The sequence below is a fragment of the Psychrosphaera sp. B3R10 genome, assembly GCF_018861025.1.
Taxonomy (GTDB): Bacteria; Pseudomonadota; Gammaproteobacteria; order Enterobacterales; family Alteromonadaceae; genus Psychrosphaera; species Psychrosphaera algicola.
The window spans coordinates 24,205-37,242 of sequence record NZ_JAHKQH010000043.1; the positions used below are offsets into that span (position 1 = coordinate 24,205).

Annotated in this window: 12 protein-coding genes; 4 read left to right on the forward strand and 8 right to left on the reverse strand. The window is 36.4% G+C overall.

Going from position 1 to position 13,038, the window contains the following annotated elements:
• Positions 1-348 precede the first annotated feature (348 nt).
• Positions 349-594: a hypothetical protein gene (locus KO525_RS16630; protein WP_215964966.1), complete on the forward strand. Its 246-nt coding sequence runs from the start codon at positions 349-351 to the stop codon at positions 592-594.
• A gap of 92 nt (positions 595-686) precedes the next feature.
• On the forward strand, positions 687-1,673 hold the full coding sequence (locus KO525_RS16635; RefSeq protein ID WP_215964967.1) for a hypothetical protein: 987 nt from the start codon (positions 687-689) through the stop codon (positions 1,671-1,673).
• 94 nt (positions 1,674-1,767) lie between these two features.
• On the opposite strand, the gene KO525_RS16640 is transcribed toward KO525_RS16635, so the two are convergent.
• The 8 genes from KO525_RS16640 to KO525_RS16675 all read right to left on the reverse strand — a co-directional run bounded on the left by KO525_RS16640 (position 1,768) and on the right by KO525_RS16675 (position 11,876).
• The gene (locus KO525_RS16640; RefSeq protein ID WP_240700981.1) at positions 1,768-1,995 is read right to left on the reverse strand and encodes a hypothetical protein; all 228 of its coding nucleotides are present in this window, start codon (positions 1,993-1,995) and stop codon (positions 1,768-1,770) included.
• Positions 1,996-2,262: 267 nt separating this feature from the next.
• Positions 2,263-3,150, reverse strand: a complete 888-nt coding sequence (locus KO525_RS16645; RefSeq protein ID WP_215964968.1) for an HNH endonuclease — start codon at positions 3,148-3,150, stop codon at positions 2,263-2,265.
• On the reverse strand, positions 3,147-4,724 hold the full coding sequence (locus KO525_RS16650; protein ID WP_215964969.1) for an AAA family ATPase: 1,578 nt from the start codon (positions 4,722-4,724) through the stop codon (positions 3,147-3,149). The genes KO525_RS16645 and KO525_RS16650 overlap by 4 nt, the downstream gene beginning before the upstream one ends.
• A gap of 2 nt (positions 4,725-4,726) precedes the next feature.
• On the reverse strand, positions 4,727-7,699 hold the full coding sequence (locus KO525_RS16655; RefSeq protein ID WP_215964970.1) for a type I restriction endonuclease subunit R: 2,973 nt from the start codon (positions 7,697-7,699) through the stop codon (positions 4,727-4,729).
• 15 nt (positions 7,700-7,714) lie between these two features.
• The gene (locus KO525_RS16660) at positions 7,715-8,149 is read right to left on the reverse strand and encodes a DUF2513 domain-containing protein (RefSeq protein ID WP_008132714.1); all 435 of its coding nucleotides are present in this window, start codon (positions 8,147-8,149) and stop codon (positions 7,715-7,717) included.
• A gap of 14 nt (positions 8,150-8,163) precedes the next feature.
• Entirely contained in the window at positions 8,164-9,387 is a 1,224-nt protein-coding gene (locus KO525_RS16665) for a restriction endonuclease subunit S (RefSeq protein ID WP_215964971.1), read from the reverse strand.
• Between the two features lies 1 nt (position 9,388).
• Complete coding sequence (locus KO525_RS16670; protein ID WP_215964972.1) at positions 9,389-10,969, reverse strand: type I restriction-modification system subunit M; 1,581 nt, start codon at positions 10,967-10,969, stop codon at positions 9,389-9,391.
• 37 nt (positions 10,970-11,006) lie between these two features.
• On the reverse strand, positions 11,007-11,876 hold the full coding sequence (locus KO525_RS16675; protein ID WP_215964973.1) for a WYL domain-containing protein: 870 nt from the start codon (positions 11,874-11,876) through the stop codon (positions 11,007-11,009).
• 129 nt (positions 11,877-12,005) lie between these two features.
• Between KO525_RS16675 and KO525_RS16680 the strand changes: the two genes are divergently transcribed.
• Both KO525_RS16680 and KO525_RS16685 read left to right on the forward strand, forming a co-directional pair.
• Positions 12,006-12,260 (forward strand): antitoxin Xre/MbcA/ParS toxin-binding domain-containing protein, encoded by a 255-nt coding sequence (locus KO525_RS16680; RefSeq protein WP_215964974.1) that lies wholly within the window; start codon positions 12,006-12,008, stop codon positions 12,258-12,260.
• Between the two features lie 13 nt (positions 12,261-12,273).
• Positions 12,274-12,981 carry a hypothetical protein gene (locus KO525_RS16685; RefSeq protein WP_215964975.1) on the forward strand — a complete coding sequence of 236 codons (708 nt, stop codon included), beginning with the start codon at positions 12,274-12,276 and terminating at the stop codon, positions 12,979-12,981.
• The last annotated feature ends 57 nt before the right edge of the window (positions 12,982-13,038 follow it).

A 13,038-nucleotide genomic window follows, 5' to 3' on the forward strand; every position in this document is an offset into this window, starting at 1 on the left:
GGTAATGTTGGCGCATTACCTTGTGACAGATGACCCAAACAAACGAGGCACATCTTAGGAATTTTTACGTTCCAGACAGGCTTACTTTAGTCAAAAACGTAAAACATTTCAACCTAATGCCTCTTAAATATAGGAGTGTGCATTATGGCCACTAAAAAGAAAATCCCTGTTCCAGAGGGTATGAAGTTAATCTTTCGCAGATATAGAAAGGACCCTAAGTCAAACCAGATGCTTGATGCAAGGCGTTATGGTTGTAAAGCTTGGCCCATTCTTGTTCCAGCTGAAAGTTAGCGTAAACGAGCAGTTTATATGTAGCTGCTCAAATTTATATTTTAGAGGATAGTTGAAATGACTAATACTAAACAAAGCTCTAAGCAGTTAGCTTCAAAAGCTGCTTCAACATTAAATGATCCATCGGCGTCTCAAATACAAAAGTCGTTAGCGGCATCAGTATTGAGCCAATCTAGCTCAACACATCAAACGAGCTCCGGAATGGAAACCAAGGCTTCAAATGTTATGAAGAGCGACAAATACAGTGATGATACAAAATCATTTGCTGCATCTGTTCTCTCACAGTCAAACAAAGCCCGGTAATGTTCTGTTTAGGGGATAAGCAGAGATTACCTGCTTATCCCCTATCTTGGGTTTAAAAATACACCATGGCAACTTAAAGATGAGTTTAACAAATGGCAAATAAAAAAATTTGGGCCTATGGAAAGGACATTAATGGCGATTATATAACTGGTGAAGTACACCCTTTGAGGATTTTTTATATTTGGGAAGTACTTAAGCTGAAGCGTGACAATATTCATGAATTCAATAAGATTACTTTCATGAGTACTCAAAAAGATCCAAATGCGAGAACTGAAATGTCTTCTGTAATAAAAGGCTTCTTTAGGTATATAAAAAAACCTAAACAATCTATTAAAGAAGATAAAGATAGTGATTCATTATCTCATTCTATTGCGATATTAGCTCTTGCAGAACAAAAGCAACTCAATTTCACGTGTGGCGAGGTTAAGTTCACAATTGACGTTGATGAACTGCGCACTGAAGATGTAAAAATACAACTTACAAATAGAGATACATTCGATTATTACTATCCAGATCTAATTTGTCAGTTTTCTTCGCCACAAGATCTAGCTGAAAAATGGGGGGGGAAAGTAGCTTTAGAAGTTAAACAGACTCATGCTTGTGACCCTGAAAAAATACATGACTTTAAAAATCATTGTATACCGATCATCGAGATAGATATTGAAAAGTGGTCTATTGAAAAAAAATACGAAACAAAATCACCTTCACCAGAGCAATTAGAAGATTACTTTTATTTCTGGAAAAACGTGTTTAGTAAAAATATTTTCGGTAAAATTTTAAGTGATCCGGTCACTCCTCAATATTATGAAAAAAAAGAGATTGAATTTAAGAGCCGTATTGATTCGTTACAATCCCAAAACAAGCAGTTAGCGGATGGATACCAAGGAGTGAAAAAGCAAGTTTTAGCTATTGAAACTAAAAACACCCGATTAACTTCTAATATTGACAGCTTAAATGAAAAATACGTTAAAGAAGTCAAAGAGTTGAATGCATTAATTAATGATAAAAACAGCGCTATTAGCATACTTGAAAGTAGAGGACTGTTTGACTTTATTAAACAAGCTTTTAAGGTTAATTAAAGTGAATAGCCGATTTTTGCCCGTTACTGGCGGCCCCCTGCATCAGGAGCCAATAGATAATAATGTGCTCAGATACCGGTAACTTAAAACTATTTTAACCGTTTCGTCCTAGAAGCTTTTTTAACTTTTGCTGCGCTACTTTGTCACCTGATGATAGAGCTTTATATTCATCAATAAGCTTTGTTAAGCCTGAATTTTTCTCACCACGAAAATATTCAATATTACGCTCTATTTTCTTCAAGATCTTAACTAGACTAACATCATTAACCTGTGAAACATCTTCTTTGTGAGCAAATAGGCTTTTCTCTTGCGGAAAGTTCACAAAGTAACGTAAACCACGCTTACTTTATATCGAATTGTGATTTAAAAACCCGCGCTTTATGAATCATATATAGAGTAATTTTGATTTATAAAATAAAGATGTATAAATCAAATTAATTCTTTTGGGCAGGGCTGAACTATTTAAACGTCTGCGCTTTGTAAAAATGTTCAAATCGTTGTAAATGATAGCGAACATCTCTTGATAGCTCAAAGTGCTAGTCAGATGAAGTCCAAACTTATTCATCGAAACTGTAAGATCAGATATGAGCTATATTTCAAAAAAAGCATCTGAATTTGCTAAGCATTGATACATTACCTTCTTCCAGTGATTAGCAAACTGCTCGGAATCTATGAGAGGTTGAAGGTTAGCATTCACAAAACCATTTTTGATTGCCTGTGGTGTTGCTTGAGGATCAAAACCTAATATTACATCTACAAAGGCATTCTTTTGATCAATTACTTCACTTAAATGTTTGCCTGCTTCCAAGCTATACCTATTAGCTAAATCTAAACCATTGAAGTGGTTTCTAGCTCTGTTCTTTTCTTCTGGGCTCCAAGCAGCAGGGCATTGGACGGAATAAACTACAGCACCATCATCTTCATCAATATACTCGGCATATACCCACTGCTCTTGATAAAAAATACCTTTATCGACATAAGGGTGAATAGCTTGTTCGTCTTCAACAGTAGCGTAAGCTTGCCCCTTTTCACCCATATTACAGTCACGACAAGAAGGAACTAAATTAAGTGGCATTACAGAAAATTCAGGAAAATGAGCTTTGGGTAAAAAGTGATCTAAATTCTTGGTCTGCCCTATGTCACCACAAAATGGGCAACGCTCCCCAGAAGAAACCAGCAAAGCATCGTAATAGTCTCTTGCAGGCTTATCTTTATCACGTAAATTATTTTCATATAGATTAACTAATTTTCTTTTTGTCAGATGTCCAACAACTGGTGTTGTATTAGTTAAAGGGTTAACTTTAGGGTATGTATATAAATTACCAGCCAAACTTAAGGCTTGATATTGTTGTTCTTTAACGTAAAAGGTTGGGAAAACCGAAATAAAGTTATTACGTACATTAACTTGCTCCATCCCTTCTGAGCATTTTACTAACATGTCATTGAAAGAAATATTAGGTAGGGTTAGTCTTTTCATTGTGCTTTTTTTGCATCCCTACTTAAAACCATTGCTTTTAAAACGGTTCTACCTTCTAAGCCTATTTGATTTTTATAGTCTGACAATATTTCATCATAGGATGCTCCAGATTCAACAGACTTAGTCAAAAGCGAGTGATATCCTGAGTTTGCTACTTCAAGAACAAATACTTCACGAGTTAAAACGCCAAGGTTTTCTCCAAAAGTTTCTATTTCTGGTCTTGCAACAGTAATAGCTTCTCTAGAGCGAATGACCTTCCATACACATGATTTAGGTATTTCTTGCAGAACTACAGGGGAGTGTGTTGCGATGATAGCTACGCCATTTTTGACATATAGCAGGTCGCTTAAAGTACGCAAAAATGCGGAAAGCAAAGGTGGGTGCAAATGACCTTCTGGCTCGTCTAATAATACGAGGGATTTTTCTCCAACCGTATCGACTAACCTTGTAATGGTAAACAATACAATTGCATGACCCGAACTCATCCGTTTTAAATAGCTTTGAATATCGTTATAAACTAGCTCTTTGAACTCATCACTATCTACTTGGCAGTTTGGATGCTTTTCTCGTAAGTTAGCATACCTAGTGTTAAGAATGCTTAGCCCCATGTTTTCGAAATTTTGATCGCTACTTAATTTATCAATAGCGTCAAGCCACAAGCCTTTCTTATCTTCATTACGCAAGCATCCTATTAACGCTGAAACAAAGTCTTTTCGAAGATCTCCTAATGAATTCAATGCTTCACTATTTTCTCTGTTTTTTAAGCCGATATAGAAGTACTTTGTTCCCTTAGCCGGATCTGGTTGTTCTTGAGGTGGAGTAAAAGGGTCAAATGCGCTAAAAGATACAGAAACTAAGGAGCGAAAATAGCCATTAGGAATGCGAGACTCAGTAAATATACTACTTTCTGTAAACAAACATGATTCATGCTCAGGATTTGTGATTGCATCAATCATACCGTTTAAAATAGTTGTCTTTCCGCAACCATTACGTCCGATAAATGCATGAATATTTGTACTTGGAACTGAGCCTACTTTAACTTTAAATGGTATTTTTAAGTTACAAAAACCATCTAAACCCTGTCTTACAAAGTTAAAATCAAAATCTGATAACTCAGCAAGCCCGTTTAATACTCTGGAGAATTGACCATGTACATCGGATAATGTTACCCCACGAAAGAGAGATGTATTTAATACTTCTTCATCTTCAATATCTTTTAATTTTTCGGGCTTATAAACAATATCTTCTAATGCAGCTAAAATGTGCTGTTTCAATTCAGGGGGTAACTTATTTAAATTTTTATAATATTCTGTATCAGTTCCTAATGAAAAGTACTGATCATTTAGAAGCGAGAAGCTTTTTCCTAGTGTTGTGTATGTGCTTTTGTCAGTAGTTTGCCCTTTAAAAGCAATTTTTACATTTCCAATCTCATGCTCTATTCCTTCCTTATCAAAAACAGTTAAATAAAACATGGTGACAAAGGAGTAATCATTCCAATTATCTACACTTAAATATGCTGTATCTACAGAAGCAGGAGCTTTGCGGCCATAATTATCTAAAATTACAAAATTCATCACTACATCCCACCATAAAACGTATTAACAAAGCCTTTTAGCTTTTCAGCTAACCTTGGTATTACTTTCTTGCGCTGTAATACACTAGGTGGTTTTTCCATAGTCGCTACTATGTCTTCACGTAGTGGCTCTTGGTTGCTGAATATCATGCGTTCAACAAGCTCTTTTACGTTTTCAGGTATCAAATGCTCTTCTTCAGCCATTGCTTGGGTGGCTTTTTCTTTTTCAACTTCCCAGTAGGCGGCAAAGGCATCATCAACTTCTTCGGCTGATTGCACATCTGGTAGGTTTTCTTGAATGAATTTATCAATCAGTTCTTGCTTACTGCGCAGTTCAGGATCACCACCAATGGTTTGCATTAGTGCTTTATACTGCTGCTGGTATTCTTCGTCAGAGTCTGATTGTTTAAGCTTGCTCAGTAGCTTTAAGATGTAAGCAACATTCACTTCGTCCATCGCTAGCAGCTCAAGCTCAAAGTCTATTTCTTCTAATATCGACTCTTTTTCAGGGGCCGTATTAGTTTTAACCTTGTCGTATAAATCGAGGTACTTACTTTTATAGTCTTCATATTCTTGTTCTTGAATACAGACATCATCAAACTTAAAGTCAGCAAACGTAGAAAGCACATTACGTAAACGCATTAACTCCCTGAATGCTTTAATAAACTCAAGTTCAGCGTTTTCATCTTCAAGGCTATCAACACTCGCCGTATCAGGTGCGATGGTTTGCATTTGGTCTAACGCTTGGTTAAACATCTTAATGAATTCTTCATACGGCGGCATGATCACCGTATCTTTCGCATCTTTGTTTGAAAACAACGCTAAGGCATCATCTGTGCGCTTTTTCAGATTACGGAAGCTAATGATATTACCTTGCGATTTTTGCTCGTTTAAAATGCGATTGGTGCGTGAATATGCTTGAATTAAACCGTGGTACTTAAGGTTCTTATCAACATAAAGCGTATTTAAGGTTTTACTATCAAACCCGGTTAAAAACATATTTACCACAAGCAAAATATCAACTTTTCGCTCACGCACTTTTTTAGAAATATCGTTATAGTAGTTGTAGTAAGACTCGCTATCTTTAGTGGTATAGCTACTGCCAAACATTTTGTTGTAGTCGCCAATAAACTCTTCTAGTCTGTCTCGGCTATGGCTGGCTATACCTTCATACTGGGCTTGAGGCTCTGCAACTTTATCCAATACAACTTCGTCTAAGCCATCTGCATCTGGGTCTTCTTCGTTAGCGGCATACGAAAAAATAGTGGCAATTTTAAGGTTATGTTTACCTTCCGCTTTTTTCTGTGCAAATAGCTCGTAATACTTAATTAATGCAGGCACGCTTGAAACACAAAACATGCCGGTAAAGGCTTTGCTATGCGTTTTACGATTATGCTGAGCAATAATGTAATCGGTTATTTTTTCTAACCGAACTTCAGATTCCATTAACTCTTTAGTGTCGATACCTTCAACGTCTATATCAACTTCATTGGCACTGTCTTTTTTCTTATAACGGCCCACATACTCAACATTAAACTTAAGTACGTTTTCGTCTTTAATTGCATCAACAATGGTGTATTTATGTAGTGGTTTGTGGAATAAGTCACTGGTGGTGTATTTACGAGAAAACTTAGACACCGCATTCTCTGCAAAAATAGGCGTACCGGTAAAACCAAACATTTGATGATTCGTAAAAAACTGACTAATGCGCTGATGAGTATCGCCAAACTGACTGCGATGACATTCATCAAAAATAAACACCACGTTTTTGTCTTTTACTGGCTCCATTCGGCTTGAATAACGTTTATTGCTAATAGCGTTATTAAGCTTTTGAATGGTGGTTACAATCAGCTTTTCATTGCGGCGAGTATTAACCTTTCCGCCTTTCGCTTTAGTTGATGACTGCTGCTCACCGTCTTTCTCAAGGTAATACACATCTTTACCGGTAAACTGGTCAACTAACACTTTAGTTTTGTCAGTGCCGTCTACACAGCCCTTGATGAAACTATTAAATTCTTTAGCTGTTTGGTAATCCAAATCTTTGCGGTCAACTACAAACACCACTTTGTGAATGGCGCTATCACCCGTAAGCAACTGAGCCGTTTTAAATGAGGTAAGTGTTTTACCAGAGCCAGTAGTATGCCAAATGTAACCATTTTGCTTTTCTATTGATTGATTACTGGCTTTTAACTGTTCACGCTCTTCAACTCGGTCAATTATCGCTTCTGTGGCATATATTTGATACGGGCGCATTACCATTAATATGCGGTCTGTTTCGTTCAGTACCACGTATTTAGTGATCATATCAGTTAGGTGTTTAGGGGTTAAAAACACCTTAGCGAATTGGCTTAACTCGGTATAACGGTCGTTATTTTCTTTTGCCCAGAAGAAGGTTTGCTTAAAGCTTTGTTTGCGGTTATTGGCGTAGTACTTAGTATTAACGCCATTAGAGATAACAAACACCTGAACATATTGGAATAAGCCATCTTCAGCCCAGTAAGAATGGCGCTGATAGCGATTAATTTGATTAAACGCTTCTTTAAGCTCTAAGCCACGGCGCTTTAACTCTATTTGAACAAGAGGTAAACCGTTAACCAAAATGGTTACGTCATAGCGGTTTTTGTAACGGCCTTCTACGGTAACTTGTTGGGTAACTTGAAAGTGGTTTTTGCTAACATCGGCATCAATAAAACGAATGTAACCAGCGGTGCCATCGTCTTTATTTATTTGCAGCCTATCACGCAGTATTTTCGCTTTATCAAAGACATTGCCTTTAGCTAAAACATTGCGAATTTGCTTAAGTTCATTGTCACTTATCTCAAAGCCATTAAGCTTTGAAAGCTGCTTTTTTAAGTTAGCTCTTAGTGATTCAACATCGGTGATATTAGCCTTTTCAAACTGCTGCTTACCATCAACTTTTTTAGCAAGCTGAGCAACTAAGTTATCTTCTAATTCTTGTTCTGACTGATAGGCCACATTAACTTCCTTGTGTTAGCTTTCTAGTAATTTATCCATTTTCTTCTTGGCAACGTGTTCTAATAATTTTCTGCCAGAGTCAAAAATGACCTTAAATGGAAAGTCTTTAAATTCAGACTTTAATTTGGAGAAAACTTCTTTATTGGCAAGCGATTTAGCAAAGTCATGACCCGTCTGGGTTAACCTTAAATCTTTAAGAACAACACCCCATTGACCATCCAAGCTTTGATAAATCCCCATATGTTTCAAATTACCAATTTCGAGAGAACTTAAACTTACTAATTCGTTATCAATTAAAATTTGGTAATGAAATAAAAACTTCTGATTAATGTCACCATTCTCATCATGTGGAATTCCTGCCTTTTTTAAATCGGCAAAAGTAATATGAGCAGTTTCAGCTTCAATAAATACAGTTAAAATATCTTTTATATATTCGAGATCAATTTTCATACCTAGTCCTTTAATTATACAAACATCTGCTGTAACAAACCTTTTTTGAAGGTTTTTGTTAGTTCTATTTGCTCATTTACCGCATTAACTTTTGTTTCAAGAGCTTTTATAAAACTAACAATTTTTTCTCGTTCACCTTCACAAGGTAACGGAATAGGTAAAGCATAAAAATCGGCAGATGTTATATTCATTCGGTCATGTCTGGCACCAAAGTTCGCAATGCTGTGCATATATCGATGCCACATAGTTGTATTAAAATATTGCTCTAAATAATCTAAAACGTTTTCATCTTTAAAGCGGAAAGCAGTATAAAGAGGCGACATAACACCTTGGCCTATGTGGTTGCGTTTAATAGGGCCAACAGGCGCAAGTTCAGAAATTCTAGGGTTATAAATAAAGTCATTCTTTTCAACAACGGTATATCCAGTCAAGTTACCTTGATTAGCTATATCTTTATTGAAATAATCGCCTTGATTTACAATGCCACTTTTAGCTGAGTTGGTTAGTACAGCATTAACAGCATTATCTTTGTTTTTAAGATTATTTTTATCAGCTAATTTTGATAATAGCTTTGTTTTCCAATCAGGAAAGTCATTGCCATTTTCATCTTTAAAGCGGATATATTGCTTGAATAGCTTTTGCATCACGCCTTTTTTATATTGCGTTAACAAAGCATGTTTTTCTTTAAGTAGACTGATTTTTTTATCTACTGATGAAAGGAAGTCTGCGATTTTTTGTTGTTCGGATAACTCTTGAGGTGTTGATACCTTTAACCTCATGAGATCCTTGGTATAAATGGCTGCGACAGATGTAGTGCCACTTGCTACTCTCTTTAATTTTTTTAATCCCCAAAAAGAATTAAATACATAATTAAAAAAATAGTTGTTTTCAAACTTCATTCTTAAAAGGTTAGAATTGTAATATGCTGTCGGTAATTCATTTCTCCAAACAGCTACTTTACCAACCAAATCTAATGTATTTCTTGTATTAAAGAACAAGTCGCCTTCTTGAATTTTATCCTCTGCCGCTGGAATATCTCCTACAATATATTCAAGTTTATTAGTAACAAAGTAACCTCTTCCAACATTACCCATTTTAATAAGAGGATATGCGTTTTTCTCAATAGAGTTTTGGTAATTCCCTCCTAATTTATAGCTTGAAACTAAATCCTCTATACGACTCTCAACCCAATTAATTTTGAATTCAGGGAAGCGTAATGTCGGTGCTAATCTTTGCACTTTACATCTCCTCCGAAAGAACATTTATACCTAATTCAGAACAGTACTTATCAATACTTTGATTCACACTTGCAAGCGACCCATCTATTGCATTTATACTATTGACGGTGACTTCTAAATCTACAGTAGTTTCTTCTTCAAAAGTATCAACATACCTAGGAATATTTAGGTTAAAATCATTCTCTACTTCTATTTCATTCATTGGCACTGAGTTAGCAAACTTGTCAATAAACTCTCGTTTTTGAACAGCTCTTAATATTTCTTCTAAATCAATCTCTCGTAGATAATTCTGATTTGTTGACTTCCCATAATTCTGGCTTGCATCAACAAATAAAATATCATCATTAATATCCCTATTTTTCTTAAGTAATAAAATACAAGTAGGAATTCCTGTGCCATAGAAGATGTTCGCTGGCAAACCAATGACCGCATCAAGGTAGTTTTTATCTTTGATTAAATGTTTACGAATATGGCCTTCGGCTGAACCACGGAATAATACGCCATGCGGTAATACTACCGCCATAGTGCCATTTTCATCTAGTTGGTGAATCATGTGTTGAACAAAAGCAAAATCAGCCTTACCTTTTGGTGCTAATTTACCGTAATCTTGAAAGCGCTCATCCGTTAGAAAGCCTGCGGAGGCACTCCAATCTGCCGAAAATGGTGGGTTTGCGACTACAGCTTCAAAGCGCTTTTCGACATGGTGTGGTTGCTCTAGTGTGTCGTCTTGCTGAATATCAAAATTACGGTAATGCACACCATGTAAAATCATGTTCATGCGAGCTAGGTTGTACGTACTTGGGTTAGATTCTTGACCAAAATAGCCGCCAATATCACCGCCTTTGCGTTTAATCTCTTTTGATACTTTTAATAGTAGCGAACCTGAACCACAAGTTGGGTCGTAAACACTTTTAAGCTTGTCTTTACCTTGCGTTACAAGTTTGGCAAGTAATGTAGAAACCATAGGTGGCGTATAGAATTCACCAGCTTTTTTACCTGCACCAGAAGCAAACTGACCAATAAGGTATTCGTAAGCATCACCAAGTACATCAATATCAGTTTCATGATGAAGAAAATCAATATCATCAAGGTGGGTAAGTACTTTCGAAATAAGCTCGTTTTTAGCGTTTTCTGTTTTACCTAGTTTGTTTGATGTTAAGTCTAGGTCATCAAACAAGCCGTTAAAGTCATCTTCTGCGGCAGTACCCATTGTGCTTTGTTCAATATGGTTAAGCACTTCAGATAAGTCTTCTAAAATAAACTCGCCGTTTTCACCTTTTTGCGCCAATACATGAAATAACTCATTAGGTTTTAAGAAGTAACCTAAGTGGTCGATTGTCTCTTCTTTAATCGCTTCTAAGTATTCTTTGCCTTCGTCTGTGCTTTCATCAATAGCGTCAAACTTGATGCCGTCTTCTTTTAATAGCTCATCAGCATATAAATCCATTCGTTCAGACAAGTATTTGTAAAATATAAACCCTAAAATATAATCACGAAACTCATCGGCACTCATGTTGCCACGTAAAGTATTGGCAATGTTCCAGAGCTGTTTTTCTAATGCTTTTTTGTGTTGTTCAACCATGTTGGTTAACTTCCTTTTTAAATTCTTTAATGAGTATTTAGCTATGCTGATAGCCTGGTGCAATTGCGAGATTTTCTGCACCGTATAATGTTTGTATATTCTGTAAATAAAGCTGATATTCAGGGCCTGAAAGTGAGCCACTTTCAGAACAATCCACGTTCCAACGCCTTAATAAATAGCCTGCCATTGCCGCACGCACGTTAACTTCTAACATGCCTTTTTCCATACCAAAATCGAGCTTAATAGCGGTTGGATGTTTAACGTTATTTGGGTGCGGAGTAATTTGTAATGGCACCATACGCATCCACTGGTGATCTTCTAACTTATCTTCTTCAGGAGATGGTGTCTGTGCCAGAATTGTAACTTTGGTAATGCGAGTTAATACAAAGTCTCTAAATGACTTTGATTTGCGATCATACGCTCTTAAATGCCATCGTAAGCCATTATCTACGATTGAATGAGGCACAAGTTCTCTTGCACCTGAACCACTGCTTAAAGACGTGTATATAACGCTAATAGGCTTATGGTTGATAATCGCTTGAGATAGCTTAGCGATAATATCAATATCAGGTGCGTTTAACGGGCTTGGTGATTCAATAGGGAATGAAGTATCACCAATAGAATCAAAGCCATCACTGATGTTATTCGCTAACTTAATAAGAGTACGGCGAGCATCATGTTTAAATATGGGCTTGAATTGCGTGGTGATGAAGTATTTTTTTTCTACATTGTCATACGCCATATTCTCAGGCGCATTGTCTTTGTAGAATTTTAAATCTCTGGTTGCTGCGGCAAGGCCTAATTCGAAATGGCTGACTATTTCACTGCGAGTTACCATCCCAGTAAAATAGAGCTTAAAGTCGATATAAGCTAGCCGCTGCTTCTGTGCAAAACTAAATTCGTCCATTCGATAAATCTGATTCTATTGACATTTTCTATTTGAATTGAAATAGTATGTCTCATTATGAGTTAGACAGCAAATAGATTTTATGCTTTAGTGTTGATACAGATCATCACTATTTAAAAGCTTAAATTTATGTCTCATCAAAACAGCAACCCCTCCCTAGAAGAACATACTAATTTAACTGAACTAGAGCATTTAAAAGCTGAGCATTTTGATATTTATCAAGAGCTGATGAAGCAGTTTAAATTTGATGATCGGGTGTGCCATGAATGGCTGACTAAACCCAAGCGCCCCTTGCAAGGTAAGTCACCTTTTGAGCAACTTGCGATTGATGCTGAAGTAGTAATGGAGATGCTAGTTCGCATGAGAACTGGTGACTTTTCATGAGGGGCAAGCGCTAGTGAATATTTTATTTTTATGCACTTCTAATATTCAGTGCAGCAAAACCGCTGAAGAATTGTTTCGTGCTGCAAATAGCGGTCACGAGTATAAATCAGCAGGTCTCAGCGCCAAATACGTGCAGAAAGCTAACTCGACACTTTGCACTGAAGAAATGTTGCAATGGGCTGATCAAATTTATGTGTTTGAACAGCAACACATTGACCGCATTAAAAAGCACACAGGGGATGTTTATTTGTCTAAAATAACTAATTTAAAGATTCCTGACGATTACCAGTATTTTCAACGAGAGCTGGTTTTACTTTTACTAGAACGAGTTAAATTAGTAAGTTGTGTTAAAACTTCGAGCATAAACCATAGTGTAGCTTTTGATTTAGGGGCTCGCCTTCTTGAAAAGTGGGGTTGTACTACTATTCAGAAGCTAGCAATTTTAGGAATAACTAAAGCTGACTTTCATCGCTATCAAAAAAATATAAACACGGTTTATTTAGATAAAGAGCAGCTAGAGCGTCTTAGTTACCTCGCAAACATTCATCAAAACCTTAAAGTGGCTTTTTCTAATCCTGATAACGTCTATGGCTTTATGAATATGAAAAATAATAATTCATATTTTAATGGAAGAACTCCACTATCGATCATAGCTACGGGTAACTTTGACTCTTTAGATGAAGTATTTAAGCGAATAGATTGTATGCTACACGGAGCCTAATCGACTTTTATAACAGTAAGTTACGATTTGTACAATTATCGATTGTGCTTACTAGGG